General features: G+C 73.5%; 18 protein-coding genes. 5 read left to right on the top strand and 13 right to left on the bottom strand.

The features are described 5' to 3' along the window. Positions 1-36: 36 nt before the first annotated feature. The 4 genes from IFT90_RS07880 to IFT90_RS07895 all read right to left on the bottom strand — a co-directional run bounded on the left by IFT90_RS07880 (position 37) and on the right by IFT90_RS07895 (position 4,549). Positions 37-1,611: a phenylacetate--CoA ligase family protein gene (locus tag IFT90_RS07880; protein WP_192041723.1), complete on the bottom strand. Its 1,575-nt coding sequence runs from the start codon at positions 1,609-1,611 to the stop codon at positions 37-39. Further along, positions 1,608-2,660, bottom strand: a complete 1,053-nt coding sequence (locus IFT90_RS07885; RefSeq protein ID WP_192041724.1) for a hypothetical protein — start codon at positions 2,658-2,660, stop codon at positions 1,608-1,610. Before IFT90_RS07885 ends, IFT90_RS07880 begins: the two co-directional genes overlap by 4 nt. 84 nt (positions 2,661-2,744) lie before the next feature. Continuing rightward, positions 2,745-3,194: a Fe-S cluster assembly sulfur transfer protein SufU gene (gene sufU / locus IFT90_RS07890; protein ID WP_192041725.1), complete on the bottom strand. Its 450-nt coding sequence runs from the start codon at positions 3,192-3,194 to the stop codon at positions 2,745-2,747. Further along, positions 3,191-4,549 (bottom strand): aminotransferase class V-fold PLP-dependent enzyme, encoded by a 1,359-nt coding sequence (locus tag IFT90_RS07895; RefSeq protein WP_371812184.1) that lies wholly within the window; start codon positions 4,547-4,549, stop codon positions 3,191-3,193. The genes sufU and IFT90_RS07895 overlap by 4 nt, the downstream gene beginning before the upstream one ends. Positions 4,550-4,709: 160 nt before the next feature. On the opposite strand from IFT90_RS07895, the gene IFT90_RS07900 reads away from it, so the two are divergent. From IFT90_RS07900 to IFT90_RS07910, 3 genes are read left to right on the top strand one after another with little or no spacing between them, the layout of a single operon-like run. Next, a complete protein-coding gene (locus IFT90_RS07900) occupies positions 4,710-5,936 on the top strand; it encodes a cobalamin-independent methionine synthase II family protein (protein ID WP_192041727.1) in 1,227 nt (408 codons plus the stop codon). A gap of 25 nt (positions 5,937-5,961) precedes the next feature. Further along, positions 5,962-7,380 (top strand): PLP-dependent transferase, encoded by a 1,419-nt coding sequence (locus IFT90_RS07905; protein ID WP_192041728.1) that lies wholly within the window; start codon positions 5,962-5,964, stop codon positions 7,378-7,380. Beyond that, positions 7,377-8,696 carry an LLM class flavin-dependent oxidoreductase gene (locus IFT90_RS07910; RefSeq protein WP_192041729.1) on the top strand — a complete coding sequence of 440 codons (1,320 nt, stop codon included), beginning with the start codon at positions 7,377-7,379 and terminating at the stop codon, positions 8,694-8,696. Before IFT90_RS07905 ends, IFT90_RS07910 begins: the two co-directional genes overlap by 4 nt. Before the next feature lie 10 nt (positions 8,697-8,706). Here the strand turns inward: IFT90_RS07910 and IFT90_RS07915 are convergent, their stop codons facing one another. The 4 genes from IFT90_RS07915 to IFT90_RS07930 all read right to left on the bottom strand — a co-directional run bounded on the left by IFT90_RS07915 (position 8,707) and on the right by IFT90_RS07930 (position 11,918). After that, positions 8,707-9,531, bottom strand: a complete 825-nt coding sequence (locus IFT90_RS07915; RefSeq protein ID WP_192041730.1) for an amino acid ABC transporter ATP-binding protein — start codon at positions 9,529-9,531, stop codon at positions 8,707-8,709. Beyond that, positions 9,518-10,183, bottom strand: coding sequence for an amino acid ABC transporter permease (locus tag IFT90_RS07920; RefSeq protein WP_371740880.1), 666 nt, complete (start codon positions 10,181-10,183; stop codon positions 9,518-9,520). Before IFT90_RS07920 ends, IFT90_RS07915 begins: the two co-directional genes overlap by 14 nt. A gap of 1 nt (position 10,184) precedes the next feature. After that, positions 10,185-11,051, bottom strand: a complete 867-nt coding sequence (locus IFT90_RS07925; RefSeq protein WP_371812185.1) for a transporter substrate-binding domain-containing protein — start codon at positions 11,049-11,051, stop codon at positions 10,185-10,187. Positions 11,052-11,165: 114 nt separating this feature from the next. Beyond that, a complete protein-coding gene (locus IFT90_RS07930) occupies positions 11,166-11,918 on the bottom strand; it encodes an NRDE family protein (protein WP_192041731.1) in 753 nt (250 codons plus the stop codon). 208 nt (positions 11,919-12,126) lie between these two features. Here IFT90_RS07930 and coaBC point away from each other — a divergent pair, with 208 nt between their 5' ends. Then, positions 12,127-13,395, top strand: coding sequence for a bifunctional phosphopantothenoylcysteine decarboxylase/phosphopantothenate--cysteine ligase CoaBC (coaBC, locus tag IFT90_RS07935; RefSeq protein ID WP_192042314.1), 1,269 nt, complete (start codon positions 12,127-12,129; stop codon positions 13,393-13,395). Here the strand turns inward: coaBC and IFT90_RS07940 are convergent. Beyond that, on the bottom strand, positions 13,355-14,161 hold the full coding sequence (locus IFT90_RS07940) for a DUF817 domain-containing protein (RefSeq protein WP_192041732.1): 807 nt from the start codon (positions 14,159-14,161) through the stop codon (positions 13,355-13,357). The genes coaBC and IFT90_RS07940 overlap by 41 nt on opposite strands. Positions 14,162-14,355: 194 nt before the next feature. Here IFT90_RS07940 and IFT90_RS07945 point away from each other — a divergent pair, with 194 nt between their 5' ends. Next, positions 14,356-14,628 (top strand): hypothetical protein, encoded by a 273-nt coding sequence (locus tag IFT90_RS07945; RefSeq protein ID WP_123545960.1) that lies wholly within the window; start codon positions 14,356-14,358, stop codon positions 14,626-14,628. Between the two features lie 78 nt (positions 14,629-14,706). Here the strand turns inward: IFT90_RS07945 and IFT90_RS07950 are convergent, their stop codons facing one another. The 4 genes from IFT90_RS07950 to IFT90_RS07965 are packed head-to-tail and all read right to left on the bottom strand — an operon-like array spanning position 14,707 to position 18,696. Beyond that, positions 14,707-15,786, bottom strand: a complete 1,080-nt coding sequence (locus tag IFT90_RS07950; RefSeq protein WP_192041733.1) for an ATP-binding cassette domain-containing protein — start codon at positions 15,784-15,786, stop codon at positions 14,707-14,709. Further along, positions 15,783-16,646, bottom strand: a complete 864-nt coding sequence (locus IFT90_RS07955) for an ABC transporter permease (protein ID WP_192041734.1) — start codon at positions 16,644-16,646, stop codon at positions 15,783-15,785. Before IFT90_RS07955 ends, IFT90_RS07950 begins: the two co-directional genes overlap by 4 nt. Then, entirely contained in the window at positions 16,643-17,560 is a 918-nt protein-coding gene (locus IFT90_RS07960) for an ABC transporter permease (protein WP_371740882.1), read from the bottom strand. Before IFT90_RS07960 ends, IFT90_RS07955 begins: the two co-directional genes overlap by 4 nt. Positions 17,561-17,562: 2 nt before the next feature. After that, positions 17,563-18,696, bottom strand: coding sequence for an ABC transporter substrate-binding protein (locus IFT90_RS07965; RefSeq protein ID WP_192041735.1), 1,134 nt, complete (start codon positions 18,694-18,696; stop codon positions 17,563-17,565). Positions 18,697-18,877: the final 181 nt, after the last annotated feature.

Here is an 18,877-nt window from a genome sequence, read left to right on the forward strand (position 1 = left end):
CAGTTTAGTGCCGCCGGCAGCGGCGGACGCCGCCGGTCAGGCCTCCCTCGGCGCCGTCCAGCCCAGGTCGAGGTCGTGCTGGTCGACCTCGCCGGGGCCGAGCTGCCAGACGTACTCGTTCTTCAGCTTCGCGCCGTCGCGGGCGAAGGGGCCCGTCCGGTGCGCGTAGAAGGCGACGGTGGGGAGGGTCGCGGGCGCCGCGGTGCGGATCGCGTTCGAGAAGTCGAGGTTCAGGCGCCGCAGGCCGCTCACGACGACGTCGCGCCACGGGCCGGTGTCGACGTCGCCGGCGTGGGCCGAGAGCTGCAGCGCGATGTGCAGCTGACGGTCGCCCGCCGCGTCCTCGAAGGCGATGAGCCGGTGGTTCTCGACGGCCTGCAGCAGGGCAGGGTCGCCCTGGAGCACGTCGCGGAGGGCGTCGGGCGCGACGACGGCGCCGTTGTAGTCGACCGAGAGGTCGCTCCGGCCGTAGTGGAACAGCAGCGGCAGGTCGAGGAACTTCTCGGCGACGACCGCCGACAGCCCCTTCTCGCGCAGCACCGGCAGGACGTCGCGCATCCGGGTGACGTGCCCCCGGTCGTGGATGTTGTAGCGGATGCGGGGGCTGATGTTCTCGGCGCGGGCGATCGTGACGACGAGCTCGCCGGCCTCGTTCGTCTCGATCAGGTACCCGAAGGGGTTGAACTGGAAGATCATCGGCAGCACGCCGTACTCCTGCTGCCGGGTGAGCCGGGCCGCGAGGTCGGGGTCGTCGGCGATCGCACGGCGGAGGGCCACGGTGAACTCGGTCTCGATGCCGAGGTTGATCTCGAGGTCGCTCGCGCCGTACGAGCCGAGGACCGCGCGGGCGTACTTGAGGATGTGTCCGCGCATGTTCTCGCTGATGCCCTCGCCCCCGAACGCGGCGACGATGGTGTACTGCGACCAGTCGAGCCGATCGTCCTCGAAGAGGCCCTTGAGGAACGGCGGGTAGCTGAGGATGACGTAGGTGAAGCCGGTGCCGAACTCGCGCATCGTCTGGATGATCTTGTCCGGGTCAGGTCCGATCGACTTGATCATCGTCGACTCGGTGAGCGACGCGGTGACGTTCATGCCGGTGGCCCAGGCGCCGAGCGAGAACGCGTTGAGCACGAACGGCGGGTGCGGCAGCTCGGCCGACGTGCGGGCGAACCCGAGCTGCAGCAGCTGTCTCGTGGCCTGGCGCTCGTCGGGGCCGCGCACCCAGCTCGTCGGCACGCCCGAGCTGCCCGACGACTCGTCGACGACCACCCCTCGGCGCGGGAGGCGGCCGCCGAGGCAGCGCTCGGCGATGCTCCAGCGCTTGACGTACGACTCCTTGTCCATCTCGGGCAGTCGGGCGAACGCCGCCTCGACGCCGTCACGGGTGTCGAGGCGACGGCCCTGCCCGTGCTCCCGGAGGAACGCCCGGTAGGCGGGCACCGACCGCGCCGCTCGCTCCATGGTGCGCCAGGCGCGCCAGCGCCCGAGCCGCCAGCGCAGCGGCTCGATGCCGGGGACGAGCAGGAGGCGGTGCGTCTCGACCCGGGGCATCGCGAGCTTGACGAGGCCGTCGACGACCCGGAGGAGCGTGAAGACCACGAGCCGCTTCATCGTCCCTCCCCCGCCCCGATCGTCATCGCGGCGGCCGGGCGTCGGTGGGCCACGGGCGGCGGAGCGCTCCGCCCCAGCCGGAACAGCATCCAGGCCATGCGCCCGTCCTGCTCGTCGACGTCGACGGCGCGGACGAACGCGGCGTGCGACCGCGGGTTGGTGATGACGGTGCCGAACGGGTGCAGGGCGACGCCGTGCCGCGACAGCTCGAGCCACACCTCGAGGAACGCCCGGCCCGCCTCGACGTGGTCGGCGGGGCCCGCGAACGGGCCCTCCAGCCAGGCGAGCTGGCGGACGCCCTTCATGGTGCCGAGGTAGACCCGCCTGACGGCGTCGCCGACGACCGGCGCCGTCCAGAGGCCGCGGTGGCCCATGGCGAACCGGAGCACCGGCCCCGGCATCAACATGGTCTCGGCGCTCAGGCCGTCGCCGGTCTCTGCCGCGTGCTTCGCCGAGAAGCGCAGCCAGGTCATGATCTCGGCGTGCACGTCATCATCCTGCAGGTCGTCGAAGAGCGTCTCCTGGTTGATGCGGACGACGTCGTCGACCGTCGCGGCGTCGGTCGTGCTGCGGAGGAGGTGCCCGTGGGAGGCGGCGATCGCGCGGGCGCCGGCCAGCACCTCCTCGTCCACGGTCGTCGCGTCGTAGGGGCGGCGCGACGTCTGCCGGGCGAGGAAGGCGTCACGGGCGGCGCGGTCGGCGTCGGTCGCCTCGTAAGGCTCGAGCACGACCTCGGCCAGGCGGTGCAGCCGGGCGTCCCCGCCGAAGTCCATCGGCGCGAGGTCGAGCGCCTCGCGGACGACGAAGCCCTGGGCGCGGGCGACGATCGCGAGGCCGGCGAGGAACACCCCGCCGCAGACGTGGGCGAACGGGATGCCGAACGACTCGGCGGGGAGGCCCCGGTCGAGGTCGTACCAGACGGTCGCGGTCGTCGGCGACGTCGGCTGCACGACGATCGGCTGCGAGTTGTGCGGCGACGGGTAGTGCCGCGCCTGGTCGATCAGTGCCGGCCAGGGCGTCGTCGGCCGGTCGCTCCCCCGAGGTTCCATGGGCCGACACTAGTGCGGGCGGCCGCCCGCGCACTTGCACCTCAGGGATGAACCAGGGGTGGCGCACGAGCTGGTGCGCTGGTGTCAGCGGGCCGCCAGCTCCGCGCCGCAGGCCTCGGCGGCGACCCAGGCGAGCATGCCGCACTTCACCCGCATGACGAACTTCGAGACGCCGTGCAGCGCGACGGCGTCGCCGAGCACCTCGTCGTCGGGCTCCCCCGCGCCCCGCGACCGCATCATCGTGCGGAACTCGCCGACGAGCGCCGCCAGCTCGGACAGCGACCGGCCCGGTGCGAGGCCGGAGAGGACCGACGCCGACGCCATCGAGATGCTGCAGCCCGCGCCCTGCCAGCGCAGGTCGGCCACGCGGTCGGTGCCCGGCTCGAGCCGGACCCGCACCGTGATCTCGTCGCCGCAGGTCGGGTTCCGCTCGAAGTGCTCGGCGTCGGCGTCGGGGAGCTCGCCGTCGCCGTGCCGCGCCTTCGCGTGGTCGAGGATCACCTGCTGGTAGAGCGAGTCGAGGGAGGCGCTCATCGGGCGTCCCCCGCCCCGAAGTAGCCGCGGACCTCGGCGACGCCGGCGACCAGACGGTCGACCTCGGCGGCGGTCGTGTACAGGTAGGTGCTCGCCCGCGTGGTCGCCGTCACGCCGAGCCGACGGTGCAGCGGCTGCGCGCAGTGGTGGCCGACGCGCACGGCGATCCCCTGGGCGTCGAGGTACTGGCCGACGTCGTGCGCGTGCACGCCGTCGACGACGAAGCTGGCGAGGCCCGACCGCGGCACGCCGGCGGGCGGGCCGACGACGCGGACCCCCGGGAGCGCGGACAGGCCGACCACCAGCTGCTCGGCCAGCGCCTCCTCGTGGTCGCGGACGCGCTCGAGGCCGACGGCCTCGAGGTATCGCACGGCCTCGGCGAGGGCGACGGCCTGCGAGACCGGCTGCGTGCCGGCCTCGAAGCGCTGGGGCGCGGGCAGGTACTCGGCGGACTCGAGCGTCACGGTGGTGATCATCGAGCCTCCCGTGCGGAACGGGGGCAGGGCGTCGAGCAGCTCGCCACGGCCGACGAGCACGCCGATGCCGGTGGGCCCGAGCATCTTGTGGCCGGAGAACGCGGCGAAGTCGACGCCGAGGGCGCGGACGTCGACGGGGCGGTGGGGCACCGACTGGCACGCGTCGAGCACGACCAGCGCGCCGACCCCGTGGGCGAGCTCGACCAGCTGCTCGACGGGCGCCACCAGCCCGGTCACGTTCGACACGTGGGCGAAGGCGAGCACCCGCGTGCGCTCGGTGACGACGGCACGGGCGTCGTCGAGCGTCCAGACGCCGTCGTCGTCGACCGGCACGACGCGCAGGACGGCCCCGGTGGTGGCCGCCACCTCTTGCCAGGGAACGAGGTTCGCGTGGTGCTCGGCCTCCGTCACGACGATCTCGTCGCCCGGGCGGAGCGCGAAACGGCGGGCGGCCTCGCCGCCGCGGCCGAGGGTCGCGGCCGTGAAGCCGTGCGCGACCAGGTTGATCGCGTCGGTCGCGTTCGCCGTCCAGACGACCTCGTGGGAGGCGGCGCCCACGAAGCGCGCGACGGTCTCGCGCGCCTCCTCGAACGCCTCCGTCGCCAGCGCGGCGAGGGTGTGTGCACCGCGGTGCACGGCCGAGTTGTCGGTCTCGAGGAACCGGCGCTCGGCGTCGAGCACTGAGCGCGGGCGCTGTGCCGTCGCGCCGGAGTCGAGGTAGGCCAGGGGCTCGCCCGAGACCTGCTGCCCGAGGATCGGGAAGTCGGCGCGGAGCCGCTCGACCTCGACGTCGTCGAGGGGGCGGGCGGGGGCGGCGGTGGTCTGTTGCGGTGTCTGAGCTTGCTGGGGTGTCTGAGCTTGCTGCGGTGTCTGAGTCACGGTGTCCCTTCCCGACGATCGTAGCCAGGGCCGGTCGGCGGTCGACGGGGGCAACGACCTGCGTGCCCGTCCTGTTCCCGCACCGCCGCCTCCTGCGCCTTCGTGACGGCGCGTGACGCAGCCACGTGACACCGGTGGGACCGAGGTCCACCATCGGGACATGACGAACCAGAGGATCGAGACCAGCCACGCGGGAAGCCTGCCCCGCACGCCCGAGCTCATCGCGGCCAACGACGCCCGCCGCCTGGCCGACGACGGCCTCACGCTCGAGCGCACGCCCGAGTTCGACGAGCTGCTGACCGCCGCGGTGGTCGACCTCGTTCGCCGCCAGCAGGACCTCGGCATCACCGTCGTCGGCGACGGCGAGTACGGCAAGGCCATGACGAGCGCGGTCGACTACGGCGCCTGGTGGTCGTACTCGTTCCAGCGGGTCTCGGGCCTGACCGTCACGGGCGCGGACATCTTCTCTCAGGAGCCGGTGCGCTCGTCGCCGGGGGACGTGCGGCTGACGTCGTTCCCCGACCGGCGCGACTGGACGATCTTCGCCGACGCCTACCAGGACCCGACCTCGGGCATCAGCACCGGCAAGACCGCGACCGCGTTCCCCAGCACGACGGGGCCGCTCGTGTACGTCGGGCAGTCGGCCATCGCCTCCGACATCGCCAACCTCAAGGCGGGGCTCGCGGCGACCGGCGCCGACCCGTCGTCCGGCTTCATCACGTCGCTGTCGCCCGGCAGCGGCGCGCGCATCGCGAACGACTTCTACGCGACCGAGGAGGAGCACATCTGGGCCTGGGCCGAGGTGCTGCGCGAGGAGTACACGGCGATCGTCGAGGCCGGCCTCACGGTGCAGATCGACGACCCGTCGATCGCCGAGAACTGGGACCAGATCGTCCCCGAGCCGCGCGTCGAGGACTACCGCGCCTTCACGCGCATCCGGGTCGAGGCGCTGAACCACGCCCTGCGCGGCCTGCCCGAGGACCAGATCCGGTTCCACCTCTGTTGGGGCAGCTGGCACGGACCGCACACCACCGACATCGAGTTCCGGCACATCGCCGACCTCATGCTCGAGATCACCGCCGGCGCGTACTCGTTCGAGGCGGCCAACGTGCGGCACGAGCACGAGTGGAAGGTCTGGCGCGACCTCGACCTGCCGGCGCACAAGAAGATCATCCCCGGCATCGTGAGCCACGCGACGAACGTCGTCGAGCACCCCGAGCTCGTCGCGGACCGCATCGAGGCGTTCGCGTCGGTGGTGGGGCCCGAACGGGTCGTCGCCTCGACCGACTGCGGGCTCGGCGGACGCATCCACCCGCAGATCGCCGTGGCGAAGCTCGCCGCGCTCGGCGAGGGCGCGCGCATCGCGAGCTCGCGGCTGTTCGGCTGACCACACGGACCAGAGGAGGCGCACGGTGAGCCAGGCACACCCGCGAGCAGACCACGACCGGCACGGGTTCACCACCGAGCAGGTGCACGGAGGCGCGGCGACCGACGGCGACTTCGGCGCCCGCGTCTCGCCGATCCACCTCAGCGCGGGCTTCGTCTTCGACGACTTCGCCCAGGCCAGGGACCGCTTCGCCGGCGACGACCCCGGCTACGTCTACACCCGGAGCGGCAACCCAACCACGGCCGCGGTCGAGCGCCGCCTCGCGCTGCTCGAGCACGGCACGGACGCGCTGCTCGTCGGCACCGGGCAGGCGGCGATCACGGTCGCCCTGCTCGCCCTGCTCGAGGCGGGCGACCACCTGGTCAGCGCGAGCAGCATCTACGAGGGCACGCGCGGCATCTTCGTCGACAACTTCGCCCGGCTCGGCATCGACGTCTCGTTCGTCGACGACGCGGGCGACCCCGAGGCGTGGCGACGGCTGATCCGTCCCGAGACGAAGCTGCTCTACGGCGAGCCGATCCCGAACCCGAAGAACGACCTGCTCGACGTGGCCGCGATCGCCGGGGTGGCCCACGAGGCGGGTCTGCCGCTCGTCGTCGACAACACGCTCGCGTCGCCGTACCTCTGGCGTCCCCTCGACGACGGGGCCGACCTCGTGGTGCACTCGGCGAGCAAGTTCCTCGCGGGGCACGGCACCGCCCTCGGCGGCGTGGTCGTCTCGGGCGACGCGTTCGACTGGACCGGGGTCGACGCGGGCGGCGCGCCGCGGTTCCCGCACCTGGTCGAACCGCGTCGTGCGCTGGCCGGCGTGAGCTACACGGAGCGGTTCGGGGCGCGGGCGGCGCTCGCCTACGCCCGCGAGGTCGTGGCCGCCCGGATCGGGCCGGCGCCCTCGCCGTTCAACGCGTTCCTCATCCAGCAGGGCGTCGAGACCCTCTCGCTCCGCGTCGAGCGGCACTCGGCCAACGCCCTCGCCGTCGCCACGTGGCTCGAGCAGCAGCACGAGGTCGAGTCCGTCGACTACGCGGGCCTCCCGTCGAGCCCGCACCACGCCCTGGCCGAGCGGTACCTGCCCCGGGGCGCGGGCAGCGTCTTCTCGTTCACGCTGCGCGGCGGGATCGCGGCGGCCGAGCTGTTCGTCGACGCCGTCGAGCTGGTCAGCCGCATGACCCACCTCGGCGACGTCCGGTCGCTGATCCTGCACCCGGGCACGACGACGCACGCGCTCCGCACGCCGGACGAGCAGCGGGCCGCCGGCATCTGGCCCGGGCTGCTGCGGCTGTCCGTCGGCATCGAGGACGTCGACGACCTGCTCCGCGACCTCGAGCGCGGCCTGGAGGCGGTGCGCCGGGGGCCGACCGTCTCGGGGCAGGGAGCCGAGCGGCCGGCCGGCACCGCGCCTCCTCGGCTGCACCCGGCCGCCGCAGAGGAGGACGCGGCGTGACCCGGCTGCAGCACTTCGGCTGGTTCTTCTCCCGCGGCTTCGGCCCGCAGGGCTGGGGCCACCCGTACCGGGAGTGGAACCACGACTGGACGAAGCCCGCGCTCTACCAGCAGTCGGTGCGCGAGCTCGAGCAGGCCGGCCTCGACCTGGTGATCATGGAGGACGCGCTGTCGCTCGGCTCGCCCGAGACCCTCGACCTGCGCGTCCGGGGCGCCTACGGCGGTCCGAAGCACGACCCGCTCATGCTGGCGCCCTACCTGTTCGCCGCGACGTCGCGCATCGGCATCGCTCCGACGATCAACGCCGGCGCGTACCCGCCGTACCTCGCCGCGCGTCAGTTCGCGACCCTGGCCCACCTCAGCGACGACCGCTTCGGCCTCAACCTCGTCACCGACACCGGCAGCGCCCGGCACTTCGGCCTGCCCGCGCTCGGGCACGACGCCGCCTACGACCGTGCCGACGAGTGGATGGCGGTCGTCCGACGCCTGTGGCACAGCTGGGGCGAGGAGGCGCTGGTCGCCGACCCGGGCACCGGTCGCTTCGCCGACGGGGCGGCGCTCGACGCGTTCCGGCACGTGGGCGAGCACTTCGACGTCGCTGGCCCGCTCAACGCGGTGCCGTTCGAGCGCGGCGACCCGGTCGTGGTCTCCCCCGGCGGATCGGCTCGCGGCCTCGCGTTCGCGGGCACGCAGTCGGACGTGCAGCTGGCCCTCGCGCCGCTCGACGCGGGGAGCGTGCGCGACTACCGCGCGCGCATCCTGACGGCGGCGGCCGAGCGAGGGCGGACGCCGTCGGACATCCGCGTGCTCTTCGTCGTCAAGCCCGAGATCGTGCCGAGCCGCGAGGAGGCGCAGCGGGTCGTCGAGGCGTCCCGGCACCCGTCCGACGACGCGCTGGAGGCGATCGCGCTCGGCCAGTCGAGCGACCTCGAGACCGACCTGACAGCGCTGGACCTCGACCGGCCGGTCGACCCGGCGATCTTCGGCGAGCACGTCTCGCACGGCTCGGTCAAGGGCCTGCTCGGCGGTGCCGGGTCGTTCGCGGACGCCACCCTGCGCGAGCTGCTCACGGTCAAGGCGCGCAAGGGGCTCGTCAGCGAGCGGGCCGGGTTCGTCGGGACGGCGGACGAGTTCGCGGACTTCGTCGAGGAGCTCGGCGACGACGGCGGCAGCGACGGGATGATCTTCTCGGGCGACCTGCACCCCGTCACCGTGCACCGGATGCTCGACGAGCTCGTGCCGGTGCTGCGGCGGCGTGGAGTGCTGCGGCAGGAGCTCGGCGACGGCGGCCTGCGGGCCAACCTCTTCGACTTCTAGCGGCGCGAGGTCAGTCGTCGAGGGGCTTGAGCACGCGGCGGAGGAACTGCTGCGTGCGCGGCTCGCGGGGGCGGTTCAGCACCTCGGCGGGGGCGCCGCGCTCGACCACGACGCCGTCGTCCATGAAGACGACCTCGTCGGCGACCCGGCGGGCGAACTCGAGCTCGTGCGTGACGACGACCATCGTCCAGCCCTCGTCGGCGAGCTCCTTGACGACGGACAGGACGTCGCCGACGAGCTCGGGGTCGAGAGCGCTGGTGGGCTCGTCGAAGAGCAGCAGCTCCGGCCGGAGGGCCAGGGCGCGGACGATGCCGACCCGCTGCTGCTGGCCGCCCGAGAGCTCGACCGGCCAGGCGTCGACGCGGGAGGCGAGGCCCACCCGCGCGAGGAGCTCACGGGCCTCGGCCCGCGCCTCCTCGGGGTCACGGCCCTGGACGCGGATCGGCCCCTCGACCACGTTCTGCAGCACGGTGAGGTGCGGGAACAGGTTGAAGTGCTGGAACACCATGGACGACCGGTCACGGAGGGCGAGCAGGTCGCGCTTCGCGACCTTGCCGCCGAAGTCCACGACCCGGCCGTCGGACAGGGTCGCCCGCCCGGCGTCGGGGACCTCGAGGCTGTTCAGGGACCGCAGCACGGTCGTCTTGCCCGAGCCGGACGGCCCGATGATCGCCACGACCCGGCCGCGCCGCACCTCGAGGTCGATGCCCTTGAGCACCTCCGTGGCGCCGAACGACTTGCGGAGGCCCTCGACGCGGAGGACGAGCGCGGCCGCCTGGCCGGGGCGACCCGGCCGGGCGGAGGCGCCGGACAGGGGCGGGTCAGCGGGCGACATGTCGGTCCAGTCTCTTCTCGAGGGCGTCCTGCCCGAACGACAGCACGAGGCAGATCACCCAGTAGATCAGGGCCGCCTCGAGGTAGATCAGCAGGAACTGGTTCGACACGGTCGCGATCTGCTGCGCCTGGCGGAACAGCTCGACGACGAGGATGACGCTGGCGAGCGAGGTGTCCTTGACGAGGCTGATGAACGTGTTCGACAGCGGGGGCACCGAGACGCGCGCCGCCTGCGGCAGGATGATCCGCCGCAGCGCCAGGCCGCGCGACATGCCGATGGTGTGCGCCGCCTCCCACTGGCCCTTGGGCACCGAGAGGATGGCCGCCCGGATCACCTCGGCCGCGTAGCCGCCGACGTTGAGCGAGAACGCGATGATCGCGCTCGGCCACGGGTCGAGCCGCACGCCGATGGACGGCAGCCCGTAGAAGACGACGAACAGCTGCACGAGCAACGGCGTGCCCCGGATCACTGACGTGTAGAACCGCGCCAGCCCGGACAGCCAGGCGCGCCCCGACAACCGCATCATCGCGACGACGAGGGCGATGACCAGGCCGATCGCCATGGAGGCGAGGGCCAGCGGGATCGAGGCGACCAGGGCACCCGACGCGATCGGCCAGAACGCCCGGCCGAAGAGGTCGAGTGAGGACTGCACGTTACTCGCTGACGTCCTGGCCGAAGTACGTGGAGGAGATCTGAGCCAGCGTGCCGTCGGCCTTCAGCTCCGCCAGCGCGTCGTCCATCGCCTGCACGAGGTCGTCGCTGCCCTTGGTCGTCACGAGCGCCGAGCGCGACACGTCGTCGGTCGTCGCCGCGATCTTGATCGCCGCCGCCTGCTCGGGGTTGGTCTTCACGTAGTCGAGGAAGGTGAGCTCGTCGTTGACGGTGGCGTCGATGCGCCCCTGCTCGACGAGGGCGACCGACTGGGCCCAGCCCTCGACGACCTGGACGTCGGCGCCGGCGTCCTTCGCCGTGTCGTAGAAGTTGCTCGACTGCGACTGCGCGGTCGTCTTGCCGGCGAGGTCGGCGAGCGACGTGATCGAGGTGTCGTCGGCGGCGGTCACGACGACGCCGCGGCTGACCGTGTACGGCGTCGAGAAGTCGAAGGTCGCCTCGCGCTCGTCGGTGATCGAGATCTGGTTCGCGACGACGTCGAAGCGACCGGCGTCGAGGCCCGCGAGCAGCGCGTCGAACTGGGTCTCCTGGAAGCGGGGCTCGACGCCGAGCTTCTCGGCGACGGCGGTGGCCACGTCGACGTCGTAGCCGGTCAGGGCTCCCGAACCGCCCTCGTGGTACGTGAAGGGCTGGTAGGTGCCCTCGGTGCCGATGACGAGCACGCCGGCGTCCTGGATGTCGGAGAGGCTCTTCGCCGCGCTGGTGTCCGCCGTGGCGCTCCCGGTCTGCGAGACGACGTCGTCGGTCGAGGCGGGCGCGCACGCCGTCAGCAGCAGGGCTGCGGCGGAGGCGACGCCGACGGCGAGGATCCGGGTCGTGCGGGAGAGGCGGGGAGTCGAGAACGTCACGGGTGATCTTCCTGGTCGATGAGCTGCCCGGGTCTGCCGGGCCTCCGACCCTAACCGCGCAGGCGCGGCGGTGATTCCCCGTGTCGTCTCGTGACGTCGGCGAGGGCGCTCGGGTCAGCGTCGGCGGGCGGCGAGGGCGCCCGGCAGGTCGACGCCCGAGCCGGCGTCGAGCCGGAGATGCTCGTGGGCGACGCGGTCGGCGGACAGCGCCACGAGGCTGAGCGAGAGCGAGCCGAACCAGGTGCCCTGCAGCAGGTCGGCCCGGACCAGCGCCTCGTCGTCGGACAGCGGCAGCCCACTGCTCTCGCGCAGCAGGTCGAGCCACGGCCGCCAGCTGCCCTCGTCCTGCTCGGGCAGCGGGCCCACCGGTGCGGCGACGCCCCGGAACCGGGGCAGCCAGCGCGCCACTCGGGCCACCTGGTCGTCGTCGGGCGCACCGTGCGTGAGGACGTGCACGCCCGGCGAGAGCGGCACGCTCGCGAGTCGGTCGCCGTCCCAGCTCGTGTGGACGGCTCCGGAGGCATCGGCCGAGAGGAGGTTGAAGGTGCGGGTCGCGGGACGTCCGGTGGGCAGCTCTCCGGCGGCGGCCGCCTCGAGCGGCAGCGCACCGCGGGTGCGCCAGCCCCCCTCGGGGACCGGCGGCTGCTCCCGCCGGTTGAGGACGACGGAGGCGCGGGCCGGCCCGGTCGCCGTGGCCAGCCAGGCTCCCCCGGCCTCGCGGTCGTGCAGGCCCTCGACGCGGTCGCCGAGCTCGGGCCACCAGGCGGCGGGCGCGTCCCAAGGGCGGTCGGCCGACTCGTCGCGGAGCCCGAGGAACACCACCGGCCACTCGGCGCCGGGAGCGACGGACACGACGACGGTGCACACGGTGCGGCCTCCTCCGGCACGATCCGTCGGGATGCGGCATCGTGGTGGCTGCAACGCTACCCGCCGACGGGCACCAGCTCGGCGGCCGACCGACAGGGGCACCACCGTGACCGACAGCACCGCCGCCGCCGCCGACGCCGCAGGAGAAGCCCACATCGCAGCAGCCGCAGCCGCAGCCCGCGACGCGGTCGGCCCCGACGCCCGCCGGCTGACCGTCGTCGTGGGCATCTGCGGCGGCATCGCCGCCTACAAGGCCGTGTCCGTGGTGCGCGAGCTCGTGCTGCGGGGCCACGACGTGCACGTCGTCCCCACGGAGGCGGCCCTCCGGTTCGTCGGCGCCCCCACCCTCGAGGCGATCAGCCGCAACCCGGTGCACACCTCCGTCTTCGACGACGTCGCCCAGGTGCGCCACGTCGCCCTCGGCCAGCAGGCCGACCTGATCCTCGTCGCGCCGGCGACCGCGCACACCCTCGCGAAGCTCGCCCACGGGCTGAGCGACGACCTGCTAGGCACGACCGTCCTCGCGAGCACGGCGCCGCTCGTCGTCGCGCCCGCGATGCACACGCAGATGTGGCAGGCGGCCTCGACCACCGACAACGTGGCGCTGCTCCGTGCGCGGGGCGTCGTCGTGGTCGGTCCCGACGAAGGCCCGCTGACCGGCGGCGACAGCGGCCCCGGCCGGCTGAGCGAGCCCGACGTGATCGTCGACGCGGCGCTCGCGGTCGTCGCGGGCCGGGCCGAGGAGGCGCGGCGGCGTGACAGAGCCGGTCGCGACCTCGTCCGCCGCGTCGTCGTCGTCACGGCCGGCGGGACGCGCGAGCCCCTCGACCCCGTGCGCTGGCTCGGCAACCGCTCGAGCGGCAAGCAGGGCCTCGCCGTCGCCCGCGAGGCCACGGCCCGTGGCGCCCGCGTGGTCTTCGTCGCGGCCCACGTCGACGACGAGGTCGCGGCTGCGGTCGCGCAGCTGGCGGGCGTCGAGGTGCGGACCGCCGGCACCGCGGCCGAGCTGGACGTCGCCACCACGACGGCGGCCGAGGAGGCCGACGTCGTCGTGATGGCGGCCGCGGTCGCGGACTGGACGCCCGCCTCCGTCGCCGACGCCAAGCTGAAGAAGGACGACGCGGGCGACCGACTCACCCTCGACCTGATGCGCACCGTCGACGTGCTGGCCGGCCTCGTGGCACGGCGCCGGACGGGCCAGGTCGTCGTGGGCTTCGCCGCCGAGACCTCGACCGGGCGGGACGACCTGATCGCCCTGGGCCGCCGCAAGCTCGCGCGGAAGCCCGCCGACCTGCTCGTGCTCAACCAGGTCGGCTGGGCCGAGGGCTTCGGCCGGGACGAGTCCGTCGCGGTCCTGCTCGGTCGGGAGGGCGCCGTCGTCGGGGAGTCGAGCGGCACCAAGGCGGACACGGCGCGCGCCCTGCTCGACGCCGTGGTCAGCCTGCTCGGCGCTGCTTCAGCCACAGCACGAGCGTGAAGCTGAAGACGACGAGCACCATCCACGACCCGATCTTGCTGGGGTGCACGATCGACCAGCCGTCGACCTGGGAGGCGTAGGTCCACGCGCCCATCAAGGTCGCCGCGTTCTCGGCGACCCAGATGAAGAAGCCGATCAGGGCGAAGGCGACGAGCAGGGGCATCCTCCGGTCGCGGCCCCGCACCCGGAACGTCACCCCCTTGCGTCCCAGCAGCACGGCGGCCACGCCGAGCAGCGCCCAGCGCAGGTCGACGACCCAGTGGTTCGTGAAGAAGTTGACGTAGAAGGCGAGCGCGAGGGCGAGGGTCGGCAGCATCCGCAGCCGGTCGACCCGCAGGTCGAGACGCCGCCAGGCCTGGCAGACGTAGCTGCCCACCGCCGCGTACATGAAGCCGCTGTAGAGCGGGACGTCGCCGATCCGCAGCACGCCCGGCTCGGGGTACGACCACGACCCGACCGCCACCTTGAACACCTCGAGACCGAGGCCGAGCAGGTGGAACAGGCAGATCACGACGAGCTCGTCACGGGTCTCGAGCCGGGTCGCGACGAAGACGACCTGCACGAGCACGCACCAGACCAGCATCGCGTCGTAGCGCGGCAGCCCGAGGTCGACGACGCTCGTCAGGGCGAGGCCCGCGAGCACGGCCACGGCGAACGCGCACGACAGCGCCTGCTGCACGCCGAACGCGACGAGGTCGCGACCGGCCTCGAGGAGGCGGTCGGCGCCTCCTGCGCGGCTGCCCGCGACGGATCGTGCACCGGTCACGACGTCCTCCCCCCGACGCCGGTGGTCGACGTCGGGTCGACGCTACGAGCAGAGGGCCCGACGGCGCGTCGTCCTCGGGGAGCATCTGGCTCGTCCGTGGTGAGGAGATCGACACGTGTCGTCGGCGGGGGACGTCGACCGCCGACCGGGGGACGCCGACTTGCGCGTTAACCTCGGTGCGACACAATGCCCTCGTGAGCAAGAAGATCGACGCAGCCCTCAAGTCCCTCGTCAAGGCCCTCGAGCACCACGGCGAGGTGATGAGCGACCGTCCCGTGAGCGCCAAGCGCGCGGGCCGGGCCACCGAGAAGGTGCGTCAGGCCGCCTCCGCCTACACCCAGGTCGTCGCCGACAAGACCGGTCAGCCGAACCCCTTCGTCGACTTCCTCGACCCCGAGACCGTGCAGTCGCTGCGCGGCGAGCGGGACGCCATCGCCACGAAGAAGACGAAGAAGCACGACGACTAGCGGGCACGCCGCGGCGGCCCGGCCGCCGTGGCCCTGCCCTCGGACGTGCCCGCCGCAGCCGCAGCACCGGCCGCAGCGTCAGTCGATCGCGGCGACCGCGACGGCCCGCGCCGTGATGGCCAGGCAGACGGTGTCCCCGACGGCGCGCCGCCGGTCGGCCCGGTGGTCGAGGGTGATCAGCACGTCGCCCGCCGTCCGCACGATGGTCCGCACGGTGGCCCCGCGGAACGACACCTGCTCGACCGTGCCGGCGAGGCCCCGGTCGGCGAACACCACGTCCTCCGGCCGCACGTAGGCCCAGACCGGGCCGTCGGCGCAGACCCCCACGGCCGGCACCTCTCCCCCGGGCAGGCGGACCCGACCCGAGACGACCTCGGAGCGCAGCCGGTTGCTCGTCCCGACGAACTCCGCGACGAACTGCGTCGCCGGCGTCGCGTAGAGCTCCTCGGGGGCACCGATCTGCTCGATGCCGCCGGCGTGCATGACCGCCACGCGGTCGGCGACCGCCAGCGCCTCCTCCTGGTCGTGGGTGACGAACAGCGTCGTGATCGACAGCTCGCGCTGGATGCGTCGGATCTCGTCGCGGAGCTGGACGCGCACCTTCGCGTCGAGGGCGCTGAGCGGCTCGTCGAGCAGCAGGACGCGCGGCCGGGTGACGAGGGCGCGGGCGAGGGCGACACGCTGCTGCTGGCCGCCCGACAGCTGGTGCGCGTACCGGGAGCCGAGGTCGCCGAGCCCGACCAGGTCGAGCATCTCGACAGCGCGCCGTGCCCGCTCGGCCCGGGCCACGCGTCGCATCCGCAGGCCGAACTCGACGTTCTGCTGGACCGTGAGGTGCGGGAACAGCGAGTACGCCTGGAACACCATCCCGACGTCGCGCCGGTGCGTCGGGACGCCGACGACGTCACAGCCGTCGATCGAGACGGTCCCGCTCGTCACGGCCTCCAGCCCGGCGAGGCTGCGGAGGGCGGTGGTCTTGCCGCAGCCCGACGGCCCGAGCAGGGCGACCAGCTCGCCGGCACCCAGGTCGAGGTCGAGGCCCGTCAGGGCGCGGTGGCCGGCGTACTCCTTGACCACGGACCGGAAGGCGACGGTCGCGCCGGCGGCACCGGTCGTCGAGGAGGCGGCGGCGGGCCGGTCGGGCAGGGTGGCGGTCACGAGAGGGCCTTCCGGGAGGTGGAGGAGGGGGCGGCGGGACGCGCCGTGCCGACGGAGCCGACCCGGCCCATCACGACGAGCAGCACGAACGCGAAGGCGAGTGCGAGCAGGGCGACGATCACGGCGGCGAACGGGTCGCTGCGGCTGATCTGGACGAGCGAGGTCTGCAGGGTGACGCGGTTCAGCAGCGACGAGATCGTGTACTCGCCGAGCACGACGGCGACGGTGATGAAGGCGGCGGCGAGCAGCCCGCGACGGAGGCTCGGCACGACGACCAGCACCAGGGTCGAGAGCCAGCTCGAGCCGAGGGTCCGCGACGCCTCGGTCAGGGTCCGCAGGTCGGTCGCCGCGAGGTCTGACTGCACGGCCCGGTAGGCGTAAGGCAGCACGGTGACCCCGTAGGCGAGGGCGAGCGTCCAGGCCCCCGAGCCGAGGAGGCGCGCCACGACCGAGTAGACGGGCGCGAGCCCGACGACGAGCACGATCGCCGGCACCGTGATCGGCACGAGGCAGACGAACTCGAGCACGCGCGACAGGCGCGGGTACCGCAGGTGGACGAGCACCATCGCGGGCACCAGCATCACGAGGACGAGCACCGCGGTGACGACCGCGAGCACGAGGCTGTTCGTGACGCCCTCGACGAGGTTGCGGTAGGCACGGCCGTTCTCCGGGTCGGCCAGGGCGAGCCAGTGGCCGAGGTCGTGGCCGGTGCCGTCGGCGCTCCGCAGCGAGAAGGCGATCATGGCGGCGATCGGCACGGCGAAGACGAGGCCGATGACGACGAGGGCGGCGCGGCGGGCGGCGGGCGACGCGGCGCCGGGGCCGCTGCCGCGGGTCGTGCCGCGGCCGGCCGCGCTCATCGCGTCCACCGGTCGGTGCGGCGCTGCAGCAGGGAGTAGCCGACCATGAGCACGACCATCACGAGCACCATCCCGAGGGCGAGCACGCCCGCGACGTTCTCCCGGCCGAGCACCGTCTCGCTGACGAGGGCGGCGCGGATCTGGAGCGGCACGATCTGCGAGCCCTGGCTGATCAGGGCCGCCGCGGTCGCGTAGGACGAGAACGCGTTGGCGAAGAGGAGGAGCAGGCTGCCGGTGAAGGCGGGCGCCAGCACCGGGACGACGACGCGCACCAGGTGCTGGCGGGGCGTCCCGCCCAGGGTGGCGACCGCCTCCTGCCACTGGGGCTTGAGGCCGGTCACCGCGGGCATGAAGGTGATGACCATCAGCGGCACCTGGAAGTACAGGTAGGGCAGGAGGAGACCGGGGACCTCGTAGATCCACGCCCCGCCGGCGAAGATGTCGACGCCCGCCCGGGTCAGCAGCAGCTGCGTCACGACGCCCTGGATGCCGATCGTGGCGGTGAAGGCGAAGGCGAGCATCACGCCGCCGAACTGGGCGAGCACGCTGGCGGCGCCGTCGACGAGGCTGCGGACGAGCCCGTCGGGGCGGAGGGCGGTGAGGCCCCAGCAGACGACGGCGCCGACGACCGCTCCCCCGACGGCGGTGATGCCCGAGACGAGGAACGAGCTGGCGAAGGTGCGCAGCACGACGGGGTCGCCGAGCGCCGTCAGGGTCGACAGCGTGGGCCGGCCGTCACCGTCGACGAGGCCGGTGCCGAGCGCGAGCAGGCACGGCAGCACGAGGAACGCCAGCACGTACAGCACGAACGGCGTGAGCCCCCACCACGCCGCCGGACGGCGCCGGACCCTCGTGGGCGCGACGCCGTCCGGGGTGACGGAGGCCTGGGGGACGGTCTCCGCCAGGGTGGTCACGATCAGCCGATCGCCGCGGCCCACGACTGCGCGAGCAGGGCCGAGGCGGCCTCGGTCTGCTCGCTCGTCAGCTGCACGGTGTCCTCGGGCTGCTCGCCGACGGCGTCCAGGGCGTCCTGGTCGACGGTGCCGGCCTCGACCATCGCGGCCAGGCGGACGGGGTAGGCGCCGGCAGCGAGGTACAGGTTCTGCGCCGTGTCGCCCATGATGAACTCCTGCCACAGGCGCGCGGCGGCCGGGTGCGGCGCGTCCACGTTGATCGCCTGGTTGTAGTAGCTGGCGAGGGCCGTGCCGGGCAGGACGGCAGTCTTCCAGTCGCGGCCGCCCGCGTCGGCCGCGGCGGCGAGGTTGTTGTAGCTCCAGTCGAAGACGACGGGCGTCTCCCCCGAGGCGATCGTCGCCGGGGTCGGGTCGGTCGGCAGGAAGTTGCCGGCGTCGGCCAGCTGGCCGAAGAAGTCGACGCCCGGCTGCACGTCGTCCGCGCTGCCGCCGTCCTGCAGGGCGGCCCACTGGACGGCGGCCGCGGCCGCGCCCGCCTGGGTCGGGTCGCCGTTGATCGCGATCTTGCCCTTGTAGTCGTCGCCGAGCAGGTCGTCGAGGCTGGTGGGCTCGGGGACGGCGTCCGCGTCGTAGCCGACCGACATCAGGCCCGTGTAGTCGTAGACCCAGGTGCCGTCGACGTCCTTGTGGTCGTCGGCGATGTCGTCCCACGTGGTGACCTTGTAGGGCGCGAACTGGTCGGTGTTCGCCAGCGCGACGGCCGAGCCGAGGTCGAAGACGTCGGGGGCGCCGTCCTGCCCCGCCAGGTTCTGAGCCGCGGTGATCTCCTCGGCGCTCGACACGTCGGGGCTGTCCGAGTTGACGGTGATGTCGTACTCGGCCTCGAAGGCGTCGATGATCTTCCCGTAGTTGGCCCAGGTGTCGGGCAGGGCGATGACGTTGAGCTCGCCCTCCGCCTCGGCGGCGGCGACGAGGGCGTCCATCCCGCCCAGGTCGGCGGCGCTGGTCGCGGTGGCGGCGTCGGTGTCGGAGGCGCCTGCCGCGTCGGACGCGTCGGCGGAGGCCGAGCAGCCGGTCAGGCCGAGGGCGAGGGCGCCGAGGGCGGCGGCGGCGGCGAGGTGTCGCTTGTCGATCACGGGTGGGTCCTCCTGGTGCTCGGCCGCCGGTCGCGTTCTGGGGATCAGCTCGCGGAGGGGCGTCGGTCGGCCTGCGTGCACGGTAGGGAGGCCCGGCGTCGGTCCGGGGGGCGCCGGGTGGAGCGCGGGTGAACGGTCGATGGCGCGCGGGCCTGCGGCCGCCGGGCCTGCCCGCCCCGGG

Source organism: Frigoribacterium sp. CFBP 8766, from assembly GCF_014841435.1.
GTDB lineage: Bacteria > Actinomycetota > Actinomycetes > Actinomycetales > Microbacteriaceae > Frigoribacterium.

What these genes read in the sequence shown, in the direction of transcription:
- IFT90_RS07955 (WP_192041734.1), bottom strand. Translation starts at nt 16,646, where the DNA reads ATGAGCGCGGCCGGCCGCGGCACGACCCGCGGCAGCGGCCCCGGCGCC.
- IFT90_RS07900 (WP_192041727.1), top strand. Translation starts at nt 4,710, where the DNA reads ATGACGAACCAGAGGATCGAGACCAGCCACGCGGGAAGCCTGCCCCGC.
- IFT90_RS07880 (WP_192041723.1), bottom strand. Translation starts at nt 1,611, where the DNA reads ATGAAGCGGCTCGTGGTCTTCACGCTCCTCCGGGTCGTCGACGGCCTC.
- sufU (WP_192041725.1), bottom strand. Translation starts at nt 3,194, where the DNA reads ATGAGCGCCTCCCTCGACTCGCTCTACCAGCAGGTGATCCTCGACCAC.
- IFT90_RS07885 (WP_192041724.1), bottom strand. Translation starts at nt 2,660, where the DNA reads ATGGAACCTCGGGGGAGCGACCGGCCGACGACGCCCTGGCCGGCACTG.
- IFT90_RS07915 (WP_192041730.1), bottom strand. Translation starts at nt 9,531, where the DNA reads ATGTCGCCCGCTGACCCGCCCCTGTCCGGCGCCTCCGCCCGGCCGGGT.